The following is a 21,512-nucleotide window of genomic DNA, read 5'->3' as shown; positions in this document are numbered from 1 at the left end:
TGCATTTCAAAGGTTAATGCTGATAATTCCACAGGTTAACTAAGAACGGCAACCTTTGGAGATAATATATGAAGAAGATCAATACATTTATGTTATTAAAAGCGGATAGTATTGTAAGGCAACTACTCTTACCATTCATTATGCTGATGATTGGATGCGCCTCGATAATTTTTGTTGGCGGCTACTTTGAAGTACCTTATTGGGGAGTGTTATTGTGTGTAGTTGGTTTTTGCTTTGCAACTAAACCTCTAGAAAAAACAATTCGACCTTTATTTATCCGTTTAAATCGACTGCCACAAGTTGCAGCTATTGAAGCTGTTGTCAGATATAAGGGAGGGAATATTAAGGGAGCTTTAGTTTCTGCAAGTATAGAGAGTGATAATTTGCTAATGGTGACTGAAGGACATAAAAAATCAGGGAAAATCAATCTGCCAATTAATGAGATTGGAGATAAGTTAGCTTCTTTTCTTGTTGATACTGTTAATGATTTGGAGAAAATAACTTCTCAAAACTTCGATGCTCGGATTAAAGAGGCGGGTGTGGATGTTCATAAGAAAGTTAGTCTTGAAAATGTAAGCCTTCTTCGGGTCGGTAATATGCCTCACTTTTTGACAGTTAAGCTAATTCTGATTCTTGTGGGTATTTCCTTGAATGTATGGATGTTGAGTTTTGTTTAATGCTTTCTAGTATTTAACTAAGTTAGAAAGATTGATAGCTTCACGTAAAATGTTCAATTATTGAGTTGCTAGCTAATTGGGGGGGGAATGATACGAACTATAGAGTTTTTGTTGGGTTTATGTCTTGTTGGCCTTGGTATTTATCGGGGGATCACGGTAGAAATCGATGTTTACGCGATAATGCTAGTCGTATTTGGTATAGGTTTGATGGCACGATGGTTCGGTTCCTCCAGTAGCGATGAGGATAATGGTTGGTACGATAGTGATTCTGGCAGTAGTTCGAGTGGCAGTTCTTGCAGCAGCGATGACTAGTTTTTCTGTCTGACAAACTGTTATTGGAGATTGCTTACATTGGCTAGTTTACTGACTTTGATTCCTTATGCTGGATTAATTGTTGCTATTTACCTGGGAATTAAGGGGCGCGAACTCGCCTGGAAAAATAAGCAATGGGAAAGCCTTGAGCATTTTAATTCTGTCCAGAAAAAGTGGTCTGTTTGGGGTGTTTGTTTGTTGATAATTCCTATTTTGGGTATTCTTGCTGCAGTCGCACTACCTGCATATATGGACTACCAGAGTGCGGTAGGGGCTCAGTAGATCGAGTTCTTTATTGACAAAGGGTTTGGCTTCCCGCCATTCCCTTTCTGGTGAATTCCCTGACTTTTCTCCTCACTATAACTAGTATGACTATATTTTCAATATAATTGAGTCATGTTCAAATTCCGAGAAGGGCGCTACAAGCTTGTTGAAGAGTGTGGTGTTTAAGTTTTGATTGATTATGCCAGGATAGGTTTAGAAATAAGGTGTAATCGATTTCGGTCTTTAAATCTGTATCATGTACCATTTTGCGCTGGCTTGAAGCTTAAGTGACTTGTCAGCAGTGCTAGCTAACCAGCTTGACGCTGGTTGTATAGGGATAAAGCAAAATGACAGATATGGTAAAGGGACATTACTCAGTTAGTCGCAGGAAGTTTTTTGCTGCAAAAATATTGAGCGTATTGTCGGCACTAGTAGCAGTGTTATGGGCACTTACCCAGTATCTATTTCCTGAGCCCATGATTTACCTATACGGCATATGGCGCCCTGAGTATTATGTAGCCTTTATGGCTATTGTGATTGTGTGCACTTCTCTATCTCTTTGTATTTGGAGCTACTTAAAAAATCGCTACCTATTTGGTGTGGTTTTGGTTTTGGCTTATTCGATCTCTTGTTTTTCATTTTTTATTCTGGGGAAGGAGTATCACAGTCCGGATTTTGTTGCGGGTCTTCCAAAAACGACTTCTGAAGGTGGTGCTGTTTACCTGCAAGGGGTCGAGATTCATCACAATAATTGTGTAAGGCAGGGCGGTACAGTGCAGTGCCGTATGACCGTGACTAATCGGAGAAGTCGGCAAAAAGTAAGGCTTTCCTCCTGGCGCCTGATTATGAAAGATGGCGCTGTTTTCAAGGAGTATGAGGCATTTAGGGGTGGGCAGGAAGTGAGGGGAATGGTATATCTGGAGCTTCCCCGCGGTTCTGAGGCCGAGCTGGAAATCGTGTTTTTTGAAGTCCCTGAGAACTATACTGAAATCTTGAATCTCGGCTTTAAGGCCGGGAGTAAAGAGTTTGGATTTAAAAACATAAATGTCAGATAGTTTTTTCTAAAGATAGAAAGGTATTGGAATCGGTAGGCTTGAAGCCACAGAAATTTTCCACTTAGGTGTTGTTTGCAGTGTTATCAAGTGTGGATTTGAAACGATATATTCGTGAGTTCTGGTTGTTTGGCTTGAGGCAGGCTTATGCCTGTATTTTCGGTGGCTTCTTGCTGGGAGTTATGATTGTCACCAACTATTGGTATCCACTGGAATCGATTCACCGGTATGACTTTATCTTTCTGGCTGCTATAGCCTTTCAGGTCTTTCTTCTAGCTACAAAACTGGAAACATTCAGGGAGTCAATAGTTATTGTCGTATTTCATGTCGTTGCGACCGTCATGGAGATATTTAAGACCTCCGATGCTATTGGCTCATGGAGTTACCCGGAAGAGTATTTCTTTGGGATTGGTAATGTGCCACTGTGTACAGGGTTCATGTATAGCGCAGTGGGCAGTTATATTGCTCGAGTGTGGCGAATTTTTGAATTTGAATATTCTCACTATCCATCGAAATTGCTGACAGTTGTTCTGGTTGTGTTTATCTATGTCAACTTCTTTACACATCACTATATCTGGGATTTCCGCTGGGCGTTACTAGCGGGAACAGTGTTATTGTTTTATCGAACCAATATTTACTTTAAGGTCGTTGAAAAGCATCGCTCTATGCCGCTTCTTTTGGGGTGGTTGCTGGTAGCACTGTTTATTTGGTTTGCTGAAAATATTGCTACTTTTGCAAATATATGGATTTACCCTAATCAATCCCATGAATGGCAAATGGTATCTCTGGCGAAGCTCAGTTCATGGTATCTACTGATGCTGCTGAGTTTTGTACTGGTCTCACTGATTAATAACGTGAAGATCCGCTCCGAGACTGCTGGTGCTCCGAGTACGGAAAGCAGGTCGCCCGCTTAAGGCGACCTAGCTGCTTGCTCCTTAAAGGTTAGGGCATTGTGGGGTAATCGGTATATCCGTTTGCGCCACCGGTATAGAAGGTGTTTGGGTCTGCTTCATTTAAGCTCGCATCGGCTTTAAAACGCTTTAGCAGGTCCGGGTTCGCCAGGAATGGAACGCCGAAGGCAACCGCATCTACTTGCTGCTGCCCAATGGCTGTATTGGCCTCATCTCGCCCGTACCCCATATTGCCAATCAGATTGCCCTGATACAGTTCCCTTGCTGGAGTCAATACATCTCCGAGTTGCTCGCCGAGGAAGTCGGCTCGCATCAAGTGCCAGTAGGCCAAATTATATTCATTCAATTTTGATGCAAACCAGCGAGTGTGTCCCTCAGGATCGCTATCGCGCATGCTGTTGAATCCGTTTAGGGGAGAAGTTCGCAATCCAACTTTGCCGGAGCCCCAAACTTCGATAACGGCTTCCAGAACTTCAAACAGCAAGCGTGCACGATTCTCTAAAGACCCACCGTACTCGTCTGTTCTAAGGTTTGAGCCATCCCGCAAAAAACTGTCCAAGAGATAGCCGTTTGCACCATGAACCTCAACTCCATCGAAGCCAGCATCTCTAGCATTGATTGCTCCCTGTTTAAAAGCCGCGATAATTCCTGGGATCTCCACAGTTTCAAGGGGTCTTGGGGTGGTGTAAGGTTTTTTTCCGTCCGGTGTGTGAACCGTATCGTCAATGGCGATTGGGCTGGCTGCAACCGGCGTTGTGCCATTATTCAAATCGGGGTGACTGGCTCGCCCACCGTGCCAAAGTTGCAGGAATATCTTGCCGCCTCTCTCGTGAACGGCGTCAGTCACTTGTCTCCAGCCTTCGATCTGTTCCTGGGAGTAGATACCTGGCTCAGAAATAAAGGCTGAAGTTCCCTCTGCCACCATAGTTGCCTCGGCAATAATCAGGCCGGCGCCAGCCCTCTGTGCATAGTACTCAGCCATTAAAGGGGTAGGTACGTGGTTTTCAGCTCTTGCGCGGGTCAGGGGGGCCATCACCGCACGGTTGGCAAGCTTCACATCACCTAATTGAATACCTGTAAACAGATCCTGTGTCGCAGTCATCTTGTGTGCCTCAATGTTGTCACGAAAAGCAGTTGTCTATCGATGGCGCACAGACTAAGCTCACAGCTTATTGGAAACAATAAGGTGTTTGGAAATTGATTGTTCGCGATTTGGAAACTATAGACTTTCGAACTTTATCGATCTTTGTGACCACTTGCAGACTGCTGAGTCTCACCCAGTGTGCCGAGGAGCTGGGGCTGCCCAAATCTACAGTGAGCAAAGCCATTTCGAAGCTGGAAGAGCAACTGCAAGCCAAGCTGCTGGAGCGCTCTACACGGAAAATTGAGATCACTGATGCGGGTAGGGTTACCCTTCGCCGGGCCTCTTTACTGGTGGAGGAGTTTAAATCCTTGCGCGAGGATGTGCGGGAGATAGAGCAGCAAGTACAGGGGTTGCTGCGTGTATCGGCCCCCCCGGCCATGGGGAGCTACCTGGCCCAGTATATTTTCCCTCCATTTCTCCAGCAGTGGCCGAAAGCCCAAATCTCGCTGGAGCTATCCAACACTTTTGATGACCTGTTTATTCAGGGTATAGACCTGGCAATTCGTGTCGGGCAGATCGCCGATGACCGTTTGGTGGCGAAAGAAATCGGGTATACGACTCAGGTTCTGGTAGCCAGTCCGGACTATTTAAGGGAATACGGAATACCTGAGTCACCCCAGGAGCTCAGGCAGCACAATTGTATTACAGCCGGGACTGCCCCTGAGTCTGCTTTTTGGACTCTGGTATCCGAAAACAAAACGGAATCTATCGAAGTGCGAAGTAACTTCTATTGTGGCAATCCAGAAACGGCAAAAAGGGCTGCTGCTGGCGGGGTGGGAATAGCTCAAATTCCGGTTAACAGCATGATCTGCGAGTTGGAGAAGCAGGAGTTAATACGAATATTTCCCGAATGGCACGCGATATTTATGCCAATTTATGTAGTCTATCGGCCCGGAGTCAATAAGCCCAAGAGAGTCTCGGCACTGTTGGAGTATTTAAATGAAATTAAAGGCCGGTTTGAGTTCGGTCCTGATCACCAGTTGTGCCAATATGAGACTTGCCCGTTGACTACTGGGAATTTGTAGATTTTAGGTAGGGGCAATTATCTGTAGGTGTCGTTCTCACTAAATAGAGACCTGATCACAGATTGAAAACTTTGAAATACAGTAGTTGCTTTAGCAGGTAGACCATAAAATCTTAGATTTTACTTTCCCAATAGGGTGCTTTACGACATGATTTCTCATATAACATTAGGTACAAATAACTTGCCCAGGGCGGGGCTGTTTTATTGCAAGATTTTTGCCCCTATTGCTGCAGAGGAAGTTTATCACTCTGATACAGTTATTTTCTGGCAGTTTAAAGGCTCCTCCACAAAACTTGCTGTTACTGCTCCCTATGATGAAAAGCCGGCGAGTATTGGAAACGGTACAATGTTAGCCCTTAATGTTGGCAGTATTGATAAAGTCGATAAGATTTTTTCTATAGCGCTTGGACTTGGAGGGACATCTGAAGGTGATCCAGGCTATAGGAATTCGGAATCTTTTTATGAGGCCTATTTTAGGGATTTGGATGGAAATAAATAGCCGTATTTACTCGTTAGAAGGAGTTAAAGTGAGAAAATTGATAAGCTCCGGTTCATACCTTGAGAATCCCATAGGGTTTTCAAGAGCCTGTAGGATCGGGGGGCAAATCGCTATATCGGGGACCGCTCCTATATCGGAGGGCAAAACTGCCTTTATCGGTGATGTTTATGGCCAGACCAAACTCTGCTTGGATATTGCTGTCGCTGCTCTTAAGGAGGCTGGTGGACATCTGCCTGACGTTATAAGAACCCGGATTATGTTAGTTGATATAAAGCGCTGGGAAGATGCGGCCAGGGCACATGGGGAACTATTTTCAGATATTCGCCCTGCCTGTACTTTTGTGGAGGTTAAGGGGTTTATTGACTCTAATTGGTTAGTGGAGATTGAGATGGATGCCGTTGTCTCTGAAAGTTAATTTGAAAAGGGGGTAATGCCGACCTGAAATAGTAGCATTGGCAGTAAGGGGGGGCGGGGTTATTGCCTTAGTTTAAAGGCTAATAACCCCGGCAGACGTAACTTAGGGTTTATTCAAGGCAGCTCGGCTCAGCTGATGAGAAGGTGTTGCCTGACCAAAGGTTATTGTTAACGCTACAATCCTCACTCTCAAAAAGATCTTCAAGGTCGAATAAGCCGTTTCCTGTGGCAGTGTTAAAGACAATGTTATTGCCAATGGCGTTAACACCGGTAACTAATATACCGTAAGCTCCATTGTCACTACTGGTATTTTGACTGATGCCATTGTTGGATGCGGAAAATTCTAATGAAATTCCAGAAGATCCATTTTCTGTTGTTGTGTTATTTGAAACGGTGCATGAGCTTCCTTCAATTTCAATACCTGTATTGTCATTGTCTTGTACAATGTTTGAAACAAAGACAGAAAAATCTCCATCTAATTCGACCCCATCACTGTCGGACCCAGTAATAGTATTGCCGATTATTGTATTGGAAGTACCGTCAACTTCCATACCCTCGTCACCGGATAACTCAATAATGTTTTGGGAAATAAAATTAAGGTTACCATTGATATCGATTCCATCATCTGAGTCATTCCCGTCACCAAGTGCATAATTGCCTGTGACGATATTGCTATCACTGCTTACAACAATGGCATCGTCCAGTGGAAGCAATGCATTTATGCCATATACAGTGTGCCCACCCGCCTCTAAGAGTAAAACTGCATCATTGCAACCATTTACTGTTCCGGTGGATAACTCAGCTGATGTGCCTATAAGCACGATTCCATTGCCTGCATCTGATCCTAAGCAAGTCAAGGAATGTCCATTCATATACAGACTTCCAGTTGGCCCCTGAATTGTTAAGGCAGGAGCATCCGTAAACTCACAAACTAGATCCTCGGTTAGGGTGGCGGGTTCGGTAATTACATCTCCGCAATCTACGGCATTGACCGTTAATGATAGGGAGACTCCTAAAGTAAATAGAGTTGTGGAAAGGGTTTTAGGGTATTGGATAGGGTAGAACATGGGTAACTCCTTTTAACAGCTATAAGAAGTGTAGATATTAATACGGTGATGTACTTTAATGGGGTAGTATTAGCTGTCTATATCTTTTATAGCGCTACGGAGTTTTTGGTGGTTTTTGCGTGCATCTGGGGCCTGTGTGTAATTATCAGAAAATTATATAAAGCTCCTCATTTTTCTGGTTTACATAATCAAGACAGTAGGAGTTAGATATTGTGAATATATTGTTTTCTATGATTTGTTTGAAGTGAAAACTGGATTATCTACACTGAAATATAATCCGTTAATACTGCCATTGGTTAGTTGAGCGCCCCTATTATCTCTATTTCTATACCGAGTTCGCTAGTGTTGTACATGGGGTTGTAGACATTAATATATAAATCTTATGCCAGAATAAGATCTGCGGACTCACTATGCTAGAACCTGATCGAAAGTGGTAGGTAGGGTTATCCGTTGTTGTCTGAGTTAATTAACATGTAGAGGATTGCGGTATATTTTCCTAGTTGATATTGTCGTGTGTTTAAGGGTGACCCTCTTTTTGAAATTAAAAGAGGGTCGTTTGTACATTTAAATTCTCAATTAATGATTTTTTTGCTGGCCATATGCTTATATGGTCTTAAATTATCAATTCAATCGAGGCAGCCCGGGTCAGAAGTGGTGAATGTATTGTTTATCCAGGTATTGCTGCTTATGCAAGCAAAGTTTTCTGGATCATATAAGTCGTAGGTATGGCCCTTGGAGAAGTTGCCAGAAATCGTATTGTCGGTGGGCATACTGTCCGCAATATATATCCCATAAGTGCCATTATAAATAACGTTATTATTGGCAATATTATTGAATTCGCCCTGTAGTAGCTGGATTCCCGCAAAATCATTATCTGCAATCTTATTTTGCGCGATAGTGCCGTAGCTACCAGCAACTGAAATACCTTGGTAACCATTGAAGTTGGATGTGTTGTGGGTTACACGTGAAAAAATACCGCCAGCTACAATTCCATCGGTTGCACAAAAATAGACCTCGTTAAAATAAACATGATTGTAGGCTCCTGTAATTTCGATGCCAGGATTGTCAGTATTTCCAACAAAATTGTTGTTGACGAGATTGTTGTTACCCTGGATTAGGATACCTTCATCCACAACCCCACTACCTCCAGTGATTGTCATGTTGCTGACTACATTGAAATTGCTTTTGACATAAACAGCATTATTACCAGAATCAGTGATAGTGACACCTGTAACATAATGGCCACCATCACCTCCAACAGTCACAGCGTCGCCGCAACCGATTACGCTACCCCCGCTAAGCCGCGCACCACTTTCCAGTAAAATAATACCTGTGCCAAATTTATTGGTGGAACAGGTCAAACTGTAATCTCCCATTGAAAGGCTGCCAGATGGCCCTTCAATTGCTATTGCGACAGAAAATTCATCAGCAATAGTGCACACTAAATCACTATCGAGGGTGGTTGGAGTGGTTATTACGTCACCGCAGCTAACCGCCTGAGCTTGTGAGCCTGTGGCGACACCCATTGATAAAACCGCAACAGCTGCACCAAGTGGTAAAATGGATTTCTTTTGCATGAGTCTTTCCCTACTTTTAATCAGTTAAGCGAAAGTATGAATAAAATAAAAAGCTAGGTTTTCTGGGTTGATATTTGTGCCTAAAAAAGAGCGCCTGCTTTTTGTTTAAATATTGCCCAATTTGTCTTGAGTAGATAAATATTGTTTTGAAGTTTTAATAGTGTTTTTTAATGGAGATAATTATGAAAAGTCGCATAAGTTAAGCGCGGTTGCTTGGCGTCTATAGCTTTATTTTCGAAGTGCATTGATACGTATGGCAAATATTCTGATATTTTTACCGGTTGTCGCTCATTACACTTCTCTGCAGGGGAATATTTCCGGTAGTCAAGGGTTTTATATTGAGGTGACTATTTTCAATAGAGAAAAATTTATCTAATTATAAATGGGAGCAGGTTTCCCTAAATATATTTAAATGTGTTTGTTTGTGTTTAGTTTGGGGGCGGTTTTATTGGTCGCTAATTGTCTTAAATGAAACTTGGTTTCCTGCTGGGGGCTCCTCTGATTTAAAGCATCAGTTTTAGGTGCGAGGTAATACTCTTTAGTTTTTAAAAAGGCAAACAAGGATGTGGAGCTGCAATAGCTTGTTGCCGAAGGCTTTGTTTGTGTTGGGGTTTAAGTGAGCTGCTGATGGTGATGGAAGTAAACTGACTATGACCGAGTAGGCGATATGGGCCGAATTTTTTGATTTGGTTCCTTCAGAAGGGACCATTGAATAGGAGAGGTGTGGGCAGCCTAGACCGTATGGTCAAAGTCGAAGGAGGTCGTCGTGTATTTCTTTCACTCTGCCGCAGCCTTGGCTGAGAATGGCGGTAGTATTGGCGGGCAGAGGCCAACTGGGGTTAAACTCCCGCTCTTAAAACTATTACAAAGCTCTATCCTAGAGGAGATACCGATGCGTCAAACAATGATCGCACTATCCGTGGCCGCAGCTCTTGCGGTAGTGGGCGGTTGTGGTGAAAAGACACAACAGGCTGAGGTGGTCAAAGATACCGTGAATGCCGAGAAGTCCATGGCTGTAAGTCCTGAGCACGCCAGCAACATGCTATTGGCGGAGTGGACAGGTCCTTTTGGTGGTGTTCCTGCGTTTGACAAGATGAATCTTGAAGATCTCAAGCCCGCAATTGAGAAGGGTATTGAGATGAATTTGGCGGAGCTGGACGCCATCGCCGCCGATCCTGCCAAGCCTACCTTCGCCAATACTTTTGTTCCGATGGAGCGCAGTGGTGCGGAGTTGGGGCGTGCATCTTCTTATTATGGAATCTGGGCCGGCAATATGTCCTCCCCGGAATTCCGTAAGGTCCAGCGTGAACTGGCACCTCTGTGGGCTGACTACGAGTCCAAAATTTACCAGAACAAGGCCCTCTTTAAGCGCATCAAGTCTATCTATGATCAGCGTGAATCGATGGATCTGGACGCTGAGCAGAAGCGCGTAGTTGAGTTGGTATACACCCAGTTTGCAACCAATGGCGCCACCCTGGAAGGGGAAAAGAAAGAGCGCTATGCAGAAATCAACAAGCGCTTGGCGGAGCTCTATACAAAGTTCTCCAACAATGTACTGGCTGATGAGGAAGGTTACGATATCTTCCTGACAAAAGATCAGCTGGGCGGCCTACCGGATTCCTTTGTCGCCGCAGCGGCAGCAATGGCGGAAGAGAAGGGCGAAAAAGGTAAGTACGCGATTACCAATACCCGTTCCTCCATGGATCCCTTCCTGACTTACTCTGACAATCGCGAGTTGCGTAAACAGATTTGGACCAATTACTACAGCCGTGGTGATAATGGTGATGAGCGCGATAACAACGCCATTATCGCTGAAATCCTGAAGCTGCGCGATGAGCGTGTCGGCCTGCAAGGCTTTGACAACTACGCTCAGTGGCGCTTGCGTGATCGTATGGCCAAATCACCTGAGCGTGCCATGGAGCTGATGGAAGCGGTATGGCCGGCTGCAGTTGGTCGCGTGAAAGAAGAAGTGGCTGATATGCAGGCTGTGGCTGATGCCGAGAAAGCCAATATCACTATTGAGCCCTGGGACTACCGCTACTACGCAGAAAAAGTTCGCAAGGCCAAGTACGACCTGAACTCCGATGAAGTTAAACAGTACTTGCAGCTGGATAACCTGCGTGAAGCTATGTTCTATGTGGCTGGAGAGCTGTTCAATTTTGAGTTCACTCCAGTGAAGGAAGGCTCAGTACCGGTATTCCATGAAGATGTTAAGGTCTGGGAAGTTACCGATAAGACGAGCGGCGACCATATCGGCCTCTGGTACCTGGACCCATTTGCTCGCGCGGGTAAGCGTTCTGGAGCCTGGGCAACCATGTACCGCGACCACTCCACTTTCGATGGTAAGAAGAACGTTCTCTCTTCCAACAACTCCAACTTTATCAAGGGCGCTCCCGGTGAGCCTGTACTGGTAAGCTGGGATGATGCAGAGACTTTCTTCCACGAGTTTGGCCATGCGCTGCACTTCCTTGCGTCCAACGTCACTTACCCGACCTTAAATGGCGGTGTGCGTGACTACACTGAGTTCCAGTCTCAGCTGCTGGAGCGCTGGTTGTCTACCGATGCGGTAATCGATAACTATCTGGTGCACTACAAAACTGGTGAGCCGATCCCTGCGGATCTGGTGAAAAAGATCAAGAAAGCAGCCAAGTTCAACTCAGGCTTTAGCACTACTGAGTACCTGGCATCTGCATTGGTGGATATGAAGTTCCACACTGCTGACCCTGAAGGTATCGATCCAGACAAGTTTGAGCGTGAAACTTTGAAGAAGCTGGGTATGCCGGATGAACTGGTGATGCGTCACCGCTCTCCTCATTTTGGTCATATCTTCTCCGGTGAAGGCTACGCGGCCAGCTACTACGGCTACATGTGGGCCGACGTACTGACCTCCGATGCCTCTGAGGCTTTCGCCGAGTCCAAAGGCGGCTTCTACGATAAGGAAGTGGCGGCGAGACTGGTTAAATACTTGTTCGCTCCTCGCAATGCGTTGGACCCGGCAGACGCTTACCGCTCTTTCCGCGGTCGCGATGCCAATATCGAAGCGTTAATGCGCGATCGTGGCTTCCCGATCCCTGAAAAGAAAAAGACTACTGTTGCTGTTAAAGACTAACAGGGAGTCCTTAACAGTAGCCCCAAAAAGGCCGCATCAATTGATGCGGCCTTTTTTGTTTCTCTCCCCGGCAACCTCTCCAGTATTTGCATTGATCCCCTTCGCCTATGCGGTTATGCCTGCTTAGCTCGCCATCCAGGCAACAGGTTTATTAATTCTTTGTAGCCTAATTTTTTGATCTCAAAATATTACATCCCTAAAAAATACCAAAAAGTCACCAATTTCTCACAGAAAAATAACCATATTTCCGGGTGAAAATTGTACAAACTTTCACTTTTGAAGAATTTTGTATAGAATTCCGCCCAAAATTTGTACCGGCGGCCTTATTTTTCTGCATTTTTGCCTTTCTACATTAGTTAGATCAGTTCATTTTGGCGCTGAATCAGCGCTGTATCTTCTGGCAAATTATTACAGTACTAAGCAAATGTACGGCTGGAGCAGGGGCATCGAGCCCCTGGCCTTGGGGTATTGGGCGGAACAAAAATCAAAATGAACGCAAGGAGAAGTCTGTGTTTGAGAAAAGCAAATTGCACTGCGCCATACTGGCGACAGGCGCAGCAGTATTGAGCAGCCAGTCGACACTCGCTGAGCCGAGACAAATCGAGGAGGTGACGGTTACTGCGACCAAGCGAGCCGAAAGCGCACAGGATATTCCGGTGACGGTTCAAGCTTTGGGGGAGGAGAGCCTGGACAATCTGAACGTCTCCAACTTTGATGATTACATCCGTTTTATGCCCAATGTCACTGCCGGTGGTCGTGGTCCCGGGCAGTCTTCCATTTACATTCGTGGTATGGCCACTGAGACCATCGCCACCCAGCTGTCCCAAGCTAATGGCACCGCGCCCAATGTCGCTCTCTATCTGGATGAGTCACCGGTGAGTATTGGTGGCAGAAACCTGGATGTTTACGTGACCGATATTGAACGGGTCGAAGTCTTGAAAGGTCCCCAGGGCACTCTATTTGGCGCCAGTTCCCAGGCCGGCACTGTACGCTTGATTACCAATAAGCCGCAGCTGGATGAATTCGATCTCAGCATCGAAGCAGGATTGGCAACCACCAAAGGTGGCGAGTTGTCCGATAGCTTGGAAACCATGATCAACCTGCCCTTGATTGAGGACAGGCTGGCCCTGCGCATGGCAGCCTATCAGTCCAATGAGGGGGGGTATATTGATAATGTGGCCGGCACCTACACCCCGGATGCCTCTATAAATCCGGCCTGGGAGGGACTGCCGGTTGCCAGTGCCAACAACGAAGATTTGGTAGAGGAAGATTTTAACGATTCCAGCTACAAAGGTGTTCGCGTTGGCGTAAATTATGTGATCAACGATGATTGGTCACTACTGGTGCAGCACACGCACCAGGACCTGGAAGCCGACGGTGTTTTCGATCACGATCCGGAAGAGGTAGGTGATCTGGAAGTGCGCCGTTATTTCGAAGATTCCCTGGAAGACAGCTTCGACCTGACAAGCTGGACGCTGGAAGGCCGCATTGCCGCTTTGGATGTGGTTTATACCGGTGCCTACCTCGATCGCGAGGTGGAGCAGTCTATGGACTACACCGGTTACAACGATGTGGGCAACTACGTGGCCTACTACACCTGTAACTACGTGGATACTTGCTATGACCCCACCAAAGGCTACGTTGGCACTGTGGAAAATACACGCAGCAGCCACGAGCTGCGTTTCTCCACACCGCAGGATAATCCGCTGCGCCTGACCATTGGTGCCTTCTACGAGGATATTGAAATCCTTGATCAGGGTAACTTTGTCTACTCCTCAATCATCGATCTCGGCTTCCCAGAAAACTATCCGCGTGGCTGGTCGCCTGATACTACCGACCCGGTGCAGTCCACCGCGATCGATACTAGTGCGCGGCCGGCGGGCGTGGCGTTTTTCAATGATATTACCCGTCAGGAAGAGCAGTTGGCCTTTTTTGGTGAGCTGACATATGACATCAATGATCAGCTCAGCGCTACAGTTGGCCTGCGCCACTACGATATTGATGTGAAGCTGCTGGGCTCCGCCAATTCCTCATTTGGCAATGCCGGTGGGGTCGACGTGGATATGTATGGCGATAACCTCGATTCCAAGTGGGATGAGATGGGGATTGATGTGCCAATGAATGAGAGCGGTGTTATCAGTAAATTCACCCTCAGTTACACACCTACTGACGACATGCTGCTGTATGCCACTTATTCAGAAGGCTTCCGTCCTCCCGCTTACAATCGTGGTGGAGGTAATGGCAACGAAACCACAACCGTTCCCTACACCATTACTACCGATACCGTCGACAACTACGAAGCGGGCTGGAAAACGACACTGCTGGATCACAGCTTGCAGTTTAATGGCAGTATCTACTATGTAGAGTGGAGTGATATCCAGACAGCGGTATTTGATCCAGATGTCTATTTCCTGTTCTATCTGGATAATGCCCTGGATGCAGAGATTCGCGGTATCGAGGCAGATGTAACCTGGTTGCCCACGGATAACCTGCAACTTATCGGTGCTGTTTCTTACAACGATACCGAGATTACCCATGTGCCGGAAAGCGCAGCTAATGTGGCCCCAGAAGGTAGTGAACTGGCTCTTTCACCTCCTCTGCAATTTAATCTGCGGGCTCGCTACGAGTGGGAGCTTGCCGGGTTTGATGCCTACTGGCAGGCCGGAGTTGCCTATAGCGATGAAGCCTGGAGTTCTATAGTGATCGACCCGAATGATCGCTATAAGCAGGACGCCTACACAACTGCGGATGCATCCTTCGGTCTACGTGAATCCCACTGGGGTACGGAGCTCTATGTCGAGAATCTCACTGATGAGCGCGCAGAGTTGTTTATTAATACTCTGGATAATTCCAAGCGAATTACCACCAACCGCCCTCGTACAGTGGGCTTGCGTGTATCTTACGATTTCTAACTGGCAGCCCCTCTGGTAATTCAATGTTGAGGGGCGTAGTTTGAGTGGGGTGTGCCCAGTGCGCGCCCCCTATGTAATTACAAACTAATGAGATATTGCCCTTGTCAGTGCAGTCCCACAACTCCCAATCTGATGCCCTCCAGGCTGAACTCACCCAAAAAATCCGAGTCGCGCTGAAGGGGCGGAGTTTTTCCAGCGCTGCTGAACAGGCTCAACAGCTGGTGGACAAGTTTCCGGGTGACCCGGAAAGCTATTATTTATTGGCGGTGAGCCTGAGATATTTGGGGAGTACTGATCGGGCCCAGGCGGTAATTGACATGTTGCTGAAACTGGATAGCTCACATGCCCGTGCCTATCAGGAACAGGGGCATAACTTTGCCAAGTTGGGCGGGCTTTCGGAGCAGGTGGAGGCGTATCGGCAGGCGCTGGAATTGAATCCGGCCCTACATGCCAGTTGGAAGGGGCTCGCTGTGGGGTTGCGGGCACAAGGCAAAGAGCCCGATGCCCTAAAGGCCCTGCGCCAATTCCAGCATCTGCAAAGCCTGCCTCCAGCACTACTGAGTGCCACCAGCCTATTGTATGAGAAGAAACTATATAAGGCGGAGCAACTTTGCCGCAGTTTTCTGCAAAAGAATAAGCATCATCCAGAAGCAATGCGCTTGCTGGCATTAATTGGCGCCGAGCTGGGGGTGCTCGATGATGCAGCTTTCCTGCTGGAAAGCTGTCTCGAAATGAACCCCCACTTCCATCAGGCGCGTTTCGATTATATCGGTGTATTGCGCAAGAGGCAGAAGTTTGCCGCCGCCTTGGCGCAGGCCCGCATGTTGCGGGATGGCCAGGGTGGGCAGCAGAGTGACATTCTTTTCGCCACGCAGTGCGCCATGGTTGGAGATTATCAGACTGCATTGCAGATCTATGATCAGGTCCTGGCTGAATCTCCCCGATTGCATGGCGTCCTACTGCAGCGGGGGCACGCTCTTAAAACGATAGGCGAAGCTGACCAGGCCATTAATGCCTATCGGGCTTCTTACGAGTCCAGGCCGGATTTTGGTGATGCCTATTGGAGCCTGGCGAATATGAAAACTTACCGCTTTGATGATGCTGAAATTGAGCAGATGCAAGAGTTACAAGGGGGGCCAGCCACTGAGCGGGAAGATCGTTACCACCTTTGCTTCTCTTTGGGTAAGGCTCTGGAGGATCGCGGACAATATACAGAATCTTTTTCCTGGTATGAGCTGGGGAATGGGCTAAAGCAGCAAGAGTGCCAGTACAGCATTGAACAAAACCGCAGGGATACAGATTTACAAATTGCTCACTGCACGCCGGAACTGTTTAGCAAAAACCTGAATTCCGGCTTTAATTCGCCAGACCCGATTTTTATAGTGGGATTGCCTCGCGCCGGTTCTACCCTGCTGGAGCAGATTCTCGCTTCCCACCCGCAAGTGGATGGTACTTTTGAGTTGCACAATATTCTGGCTTCCGCCCGCCGCTTGGATGGCCGTCGACGGACCAGTGACGAACCCCGTTATCCGGGGGTGCTGCAAGCGCTGAGTGCCGACCAGCTCGCACAGATCGGCCAGCGCTATATCGAAGAAACTGCAATACATCGTGGTAAGGCTGCCTTCTTTATCGATAAGATGCCGAATAATTTTCGCCATATCGGTTTAATTCAATTGGCGCTCCCCAATGCAAAAATTATCGATGCCCGCCGCCATCCTATGGCTTGTTGCTTTAGTGGATTTAAGCAGTTGTTTGCGGAGGGGCAGGAGTTTACCTATGGTCTGGAGCAGATTGGTGAATATTATCACGACTATGTTCGTTTGATGGATCACTGGGACCAAGTGCTACCGGGTAAAGTCCTGCGAGTGCATTATGAAAACGTGGTGAATGACCTGGAAGGGCAGGTGCGTCGTTTACTGGACTACTGCGGCCTGCCATTTGCTGAAGAATGCCTGGAGTTCCACCGTACCGAACGCGCCGTGCGTACACCTAGTGCAGAGCAGGTTCGCCAGCCCATATACCGAAGCGGTACGGATCAGTGGAAGCATTTTGAATCTGAGCTGGAGCCTTTAAAGGAAATATTGTCTGAGGAGTTAGAGGCATATCTGGCGTCCTGACTGGAATGTGACCTAGCGGCAGTTAGTTCTTTAGTTCCATTCAGGAAGATGATGCATTGGGTCGATAAGGCAAAGATTGATGCCTACTCGCCTTCAAATTTCAGCTTAGCCTCCTCAACAAGTCTTTCATGCTAAGGCCGAGTCATGTCTGAGCGCGATTTGCGTACTTTAGTTGTATTCAATTTCATCCAATAGTCACACTCAATGGCGGCTAAAATGTATCCAGGCTTTCCTTCTATAAACAAACCCTGGTGAATTTTTTTGAGCGAATTTTTTCTGTGAATTTTCATTTGGTCGGAGCGGATTTACAAGGTGTTGGCAAGTTAGCAGTTTTACACTGCTATAAATTAACTTCTTAATTATTTACTGACATCTATGATGATATTAGCTTATCTGGGGGTTTCAATATGAGAAGGTCAATCTTGTTCGGGGTGTGCCGAAAATATCTTGTGGCAAGTAAGGCTGTACAAATTTGTTTGATAAATCTAATCTGAAAGAAATGTTAGTTTTTTAGCTTGGTTGTTTGCTAATATTTTTGGTTAGTTCTAATAGTAATCTTAAGGCATCTTTATGCCGGACTCCATCCTCAACAATGGGTTGATCATAGTTGTGTAAGAAATAATCTTTAACAACAGATTCAACCCTGAATCCATGGCGTTGATAAAAGGTCAGCTGGTAACCAAATGTACCGGTGTTCAATTCAACTCTATGAACTCTCCTGGTGATGAGCTCTGATATGGAGAACTTTAACAGCTTTGATCCAATCCCTTGCTGTCGCATTTCAGGAGAAACTGAGATATTGAAAATCTCAGCGATTGCGGTATCAATTTCTTTTACTACGCATATACCCTCCACAGCGCCAGCATCAATTGCTGCGAAACACCAGGATTCAGGTAAATAGCTGTCTATTTTCTTCTTAGAGGGATCTGCTTCGAGCAGAAGATACAAAGGTGCATCGCTTACGGGTATTTGGATGTATTTCATAGCGCGGTCTATTTGGTTTCTATTTGAGGCGTTAACCTATATGCGCTTTATCAATAAAGTTTTCTCGTATCCACAAAAAGTAGTATAGCAATAGCGCAATACAAGGCTCTTAGTGAATTATGGGGCAGTCGTTGTTTCTGCGAATACCGACTTTCGCCGGTATTCGCAGATTTGAAGTGCGGGAAAAAATGAAGGTCAGTGATTGGCTACAGGGGTTTACGGTATACCTGTTCTCCTTCAACCCAGGTCTCCAGAACTTGTACTTTCCAGATCTCCTGGGGAGCTATGGTAAAAATATCCTTATCCAGCAAAATAAAATCGGCGAACTTCCCGGTTTCAAGGTTGCCGATGACTTTCTCTTGATGGCTGGCATAGGCTGCATCCAGGGTAAAGGCGCGCAGGGCTTGCTCCAGAGTCATAGCTTCTTCAGTGCGCCAGCCTTTACTGGGGTCTCCCTGGCGGTCGCGGCGGGTAACTGCGGCGTGTAGACCGAAAAGCGGGTTTGCAGGTTCTACAGGGAAGTCGGAACCTGCGGCGATGGGAGTGCCTTGCTCCAGCAGTGTCTGCCATGCGTAGGCGCCGATCAGACGCTCATTCCCCAGGCGGTCGCCGGCCATGTTCTTATCGCTGGTAGCGTGAGTGGGCTGCATAGAGGCAATCAGGTTGAGCCGGGCGAAGCGCGGAATATCTTCCACCTCAATAACCTGGGCGTGCTCCACGCGATGACGATAGCTAGCTTGGCTCTCTGCCTTGTTTAGGGTTTCCAAATGGTTCAGTACGATATGGTTAGCCCTGTCGCCGATCGCATGTACGTTAACCTGGAAGTTATTGTCGGTAGCCAGCTTGAGCAAAGCCAACATTTTGTCTTCCGGGTAGAGCAGTAGCCCCTTTTCCTGAGGACGGTCGTGGTAGGGCTCCAGCAGGGCAGCGCCTCGGCTTCCCAAGGCGCCATCGGCGGAAAGTTTGATGCTGCGCATATACAGCCGGTCCGATGGCTCTCCAATATGCCCCGCTTGAAGTAACTGGGTATAGTTGTGGCTATCTACTGAAAGCATGGGGTAAATACGCAACGGGATGGCTTTCTTATTTGCCAGGTCTTGGTAGGCGTTCAGGGTCTGTTCGCTGATACCCGCATCATGCACACTGGTTAATCCCAGGGAGAGAGCGGTGGTAAATGCATTTTGTAGATTCTTTTTCTCCTGGGCTAAAGTAGGTGCGGGTATCGCCGTGTACATCAGGCTCATAGCGTTATCGATCAGGATGCCTGTCGGGTTGCCGTTTTCATCCCGTAGAATCTCACCGCCATCGGGTGATTGGGTTTCCTTGTCGATCCCCGCTAACTCCAGGGCCCTGGAATTGGCCCAACCTGCGTGGCCATCGACCCGGCGCAACCAAATTGGCTGCTTGATTTCCAATTTATCCAGTTGTTTACGGGTTGGAAAAGCTTTGTTGGGCCAGGTAACCTGGTTCCAGCCACGGCCCGATAGCCATTCGTCGGGCCCCAGATCCCGGGCGTACTTCTTGATGGCTGAGAGTGCTTGTGCAAGGGAGTGATCGCGTAAGTCCAATTCCCCGGTGAGTTCCCCCAGGCCCAGCATATGGCCGTGGGCATCAATTAGGCCTGGGAGTAGGGTTTTACCTTGCGCGTCAATTCTGTCGGCTGTAGGGAACTGCTTTTCCAGCTGTTGATAGCTTCCAGTTGCCAGTACCTTACCTTGATCAAAGGCTAAAGCATCGAACGTGAGTAGTTGATCATCAGTAGTTTGGTAGCCGGAAACATTGTGAATCAGCGTGGCGGACTGAACACACAGTGAGGTGGCCATAAGTAGAGTGGCGGTAAGGGGGCGGAAAAAACGCATAGATAGCTTGCCTTATAGGGCGACTTTTGAACCTCGCCCCAACTAGTCGAATATCTTAAAATTCGAGTTATTGTTTTGCTGGATCTATGCGCAGTAAACGGCCTTTGGGGCCATCGGTCAATATGTAAAGACTGCCATCCTGGCCAACTTCTGCGTCGCGTACGCGCTCCCCAATAGGTATCCTTAGCTCGCCAATGGCAGCGCCATCTTTTATCTGAATGATCCTTAAATCTTCGCTAACTAATCCGGCGGAAATAAGCCGTCCTTTCCATTCGGGGAAGGCATTGCCGGTGTAGAAGGCCAGTCCTCCAGGGGCATGGGTATCGAGCCAGGCCAGTGCGGGCGAGGTAAATTCTGGATCCTCGATTTTAAAGGCTATATTGGAACCATCCCGGTAGTCCCGACCAAAAGTGACCCTTGGCCAGCCATAGTTACTGCCAGCTTTGAGGCGGTTCAATTCATCGCCTCCAGCGGGGCCGTGTTCGGAGGACCAGATCTCTCCACTTTGTTGATCGATCACCAATCCTTGGGGGTTGCGGTGGCCAAAGCTCCAGGTTTGCGGCAGGGCATCTGCTTGGTTTTTGAAAGGGTTGTCGTCGGGAATAGAACCGTCCCCATTAATACGAATAATAGAGCCGAAGTGGGTTTGTAGGTTTTGCGCCTGTTCCCTGGCAAAAATATCGAGGAATTCTTGTGGGGGATTACCGCCATCGCCAATGGTAGCCAGCAACGTTTTATCGGGTAGGAAGGCGAGCCGGGAACCGAAGTGTGCGCCGTTATTTTTACCCTGCGCGGACTTGAATATCTCTTCAAAGTTTTCCAACTTGCCGTTATTCCATTTAGCCCGACCAATGGCAAGTCGGTTGTTGTCCATATTGCCAATGGCATAGCTGAAGTAGAGCATCTGGTCTTGAGGGAAGGTGGGGCTCACAGCGATATCCAGTAGGCCCCCTTGGCCAAGAAACAAGATTTCTGCTGGAAACCCGATAGGTTCTGCCAATAATTTTCCATCTTTTACAATTCTGAGTTGTCCGCTGCGCTGGGTGATAAGAAAGCTTCCATCGGGCAGGTTGGTTATACCCCAAGGGTATTCAAGTGGGCCGGCGACTGAAGTAAGGGTAACCTCTTCGGCGAGCGGGATAGTGCCTCGGGAAATCAAAGGATTACCCTGGCTATTGGCAGCAGTGCTAAAAAAGATGCAGGTTGTGACAACTACACTAAGGAGGTATTTCACCACATGGCCTCTATCGATTTGTCTCGGGATTGAGCATAGATAGAGTAGTCACTGGGGAATGTCCAGGCAGTACGCCAGGGTAATTGTCAGGGTGTTAAATCATTCTGTAGGGAGGTGAATAGATGTCCCGCTGGTTGATTATCGCAGGAATAATTTTAGTGTTGGTTGGGGTGCTATTGCACTTTTCCCCAGGGTTATTCAGCTGGTTCGGGCGCTTGCCGGGAGATATTCGTGTGGAGTCGGGGCGCACCCGTTTTTACTTTCCAATTGTATCGATGATTATCGTTAGTTTGGTATTGAGTTTACTGGTGAATTTATTTCGACGTTAATAAAAAACCGCCAGGGTAACTATCTCC

General features: G+C 47.1%; 18 protein-coding genes. 12 read left to right on the top strand and 6 right to left on the bottom strand.

The window, feature by feature from the left end:
- Positions 1–68: 68 nt before the first annotated feature.
- The 5 genes from ACJJIS_RS13005 (at position 69) to ACJJIS_RS12985 (ending at position 3,219) form a co-directional block, all read left to right on the top strand.
- Complete coding sequence (locus tag ACJJIS_RS13005) at positions 69–677, top strand: hypothetical protein (protein ID WP_475708303.1); 609 nt, start codon at positions 69–71, stop codon at positions 675–677.
- Between the two features lie 87 nt (positions 678–764).
- A complete protein-coding gene (locus ACJJIS_RS13000; RefSeq protein ID WP_475708302.1) occupies positions 765–989 on the top strand; it encodes a hypothetical protein in 225 nt (74 codons plus the stop codon).
- 39 nt (positions 990–1,028) lie between these two features.
- Positions 1,029–1,271, top strand: coding sequence for a hypothetical protein (locus ACJJIS_RS12995; RefSeq protein ID WP_475708301.1), 243 nt, complete (start codon positions 1,029–1,031; stop codon positions 1,269–1,271).
- A 329-nt stretch (positions 1,272–1,600) separates the two neighbouring features.
- The gene (locus ACJJIS_RS12990; protein ID WP_475708300.1) at positions 1,601–2,308 is read left to right on the top strand and encodes a hypothetical protein; all 708 of its coding nucleotides are present in this window, start codon (positions 1,601–1,603) and stop codon (positions 2,306–2,308) included.
- Between the two features lie 95 nt (positions 2,309–2,403).
- Complete coding sequence (locus tag ACJJIS_RS12985; RefSeq protein ID WP_475708299.1) at positions 2,404–3,219, top strand: DUF817 domain-containing protein; 816 nt, start codon at positions 2,404–2,406, stop codon at positions 3,217–3,219.
- Between the two features lie 28 nt (positions 3,220–3,247).
- Here ACJJIS_RS12985 and ACJJIS_RS12980 read toward each other — a convergent pair whose 3' ends face one another.
- Positions 3,248–4,318 (bottom strand): alkene reductase, encoded by a 1,071-nt coding sequence (locus ACJJIS_RS12980; protein ID WP_413665246.1) that lies wholly within the window; start codon positions 4,316–4,318, stop codon positions 3,248–3,250.
- A gap of 95 nt (positions 4,319–4,413) precedes the next feature.
- On the opposite strand from ACJJIS_RS12980, the gene ACJJIS_RS12975 reads away from it, so the two are divergent.
- The 3 genes from ACJJIS_RS12975 to ACJJIS_RS12965 all read left to right on the top strand — a co-directional run bounded on the left by ACJJIS_RS12975 (position 4,414) and on the right by ACJJIS_RS12965 (position 6,298).
- A complete protein-coding gene (locus tag ACJJIS_RS12975; RefSeq protein WP_475708298.1) occupies positions 4,414–5,385 on the top strand; it encodes a LysR family transcriptional regulator in 972 nt (323 codons plus the stop codon).
- A gap of 147 nt (positions 5,386–5,532) precedes the next feature.
- Positions 5,533–5,883: a VOC family protein gene (locus tag ACJJIS_RS12970; protein ID WP_475708297.1), complete on the top strand. Its 351-nt coding sequence runs from the start codon at positions 5,533–5,535 to the stop codon at positions 5,881–5,883.
- Positions 5,870–6,298: a RidA family protein gene (locus ACJJIS_RS12965; protein WP_475708296.1), complete on the top strand. Its 429-nt coding sequence runs from the start codon at positions 5,870–5,872 to the stop codon at positions 6,296–6,298. The genes ACJJIS_RS12970 and ACJJIS_RS12965 overlap by 14 nt, the downstream gene beginning before the upstream one ends.
- 109 nt (positions 6,299–6,407) lie before the next feature.
- On the opposite strand, the gene ACJJIS_RS12960 is transcribed toward ACJJIS_RS12965, so the two are convergent.
- Complete coding sequence (locus ACJJIS_RS12960) at positions 6,408–7,364, bottom strand: right-handed parallel beta-helix repeat-containing protein (protein WP_444916151.1); 957 nt, start codon at positions 7,362–7,364, stop codon at positions 6,408–6,410.
- Positions 7,365–7,990: 626 nt separating this feature from the next.
- Entirely contained in the window at positions 7,991–8,941 is a 951-nt protein-coding gene (locus ACJJIS_RS12955) for a right-handed parallel beta-helix repeat-containing protein (protein ID WP_444932796.1), read from the bottom strand.
- Between the two features lie 892 nt (positions 8,942–9,833).
- Here ACJJIS_RS12955 and ACJJIS_RS12950 point away from each other — a divergent pair.
- From ACJJIS_RS12950 to ACJJIS_RS12940, 3 genes are all read left to right on the top strand, one after another.
- Positions 9,834–12,050: a M3 family metallopeptidase gene (locus tag ACJJIS_RS12950; RefSeq protein ID WP_475708295.1), complete on the top strand. Its 2,217-nt coding sequence runs from the start codon at positions 9,834–9,836 to the stop codon at positions 12,048–12,050.
- A gap of 509 nt (positions 12,051–12,559) precedes the next feature.
- On the top strand, positions 12,560–14,962 hold the full coding sequence (locus tag ACJJIS_RS12945; RefSeq protein WP_475708294.1) for a TonB-dependent receptor: 2,403 nt from the start codon (positions 12,560–12,562) through the stop codon (positions 14,960–14,962).
- 107 nt (positions 14,963–15,069) lie between these two features.
- On the top strand, positions 15,070–17,079 hold the full coding sequence (locus tag ACJJIS_RS12940; RefSeq protein WP_475710359.1) for a tetratricopeptide repeat-containing sulfotransferase family protein: 2,010 nt from the start codon (positions 15,070–15,072) through the stop codon (positions 17,077–17,079).
- Between the two features lie 510 nt (positions 17,080–17,589).
- Here the strand turns inward: ACJJIS_RS12940 and ACJJIS_RS12935 are convergent.
- The 3 genes from ACJJIS_RS12935 to ACJJIS_RS12925 all read right to left on the bottom strand — a co-directional run bounded on the left by ACJJIS_RS12935 (position 17,590) and on the right by ACJJIS_RS12925 (position 21,156).
- On the bottom strand, positions 17,590–18,063 hold the full coding sequence (locus ACJJIS_RS12935) for a GNAT family N-acetyltransferase (protein WP_445364675.1): 474 nt from the start codon (positions 18,061–18,063) through the stop codon (positions 17,590–17,592).
- 206 nt (positions 18,064–18,269) lie between these two features.
- Complete coding sequence (locus tag ACJJIS_RS12930; protein WP_475708293.1) at positions 18,270–19,922, bottom strand: amidohydrolase; 1,653 nt, start codon at positions 19,920–19,922, stop codon at positions 18,270–18,272.
- A 67-nt stretch (positions 19,923–19,989) separates the two neighbouring features.
- Positions 19,990–21,156: a PQQ-dependent sugar dehydrogenase gene (locus tag ACJJIS_RS12925; protein ID WP_475708292.1), complete on the bottom strand. Its 1,167-nt coding sequence runs from the start codon at positions 21,154–21,156 to the stop codon at positions 19,990–19,992.
- A 122-nt stretch (positions 21,157–21,278) separates the two neighbouring features.
- On the opposite strand from ACJJIS_RS12925, the gene ACJJIS_RS12920 reads away from it, so the two are divergent.
- Positions 21,279–21,485 carry a DUF2905 domain-containing protein gene (locus tag ACJJIS_RS12920; protein ID WP_282933328.1) on the top strand — a complete coding sequence of 69 codons (207 nt, stop codon included), beginning with the start codon at positions 21,279–21,281 and terminating at the stop codon, positions 21,483–21,485.
- Positions 21,486–21,512 lie beyond the last annotated feature (27 nt).

Source organism: Microbulbifer maximicatervae (SeqCode), assembly GCF_056231245.1.
This window is presented reverse-complemented; position numbering and strand designations above follow the sequence as displayed.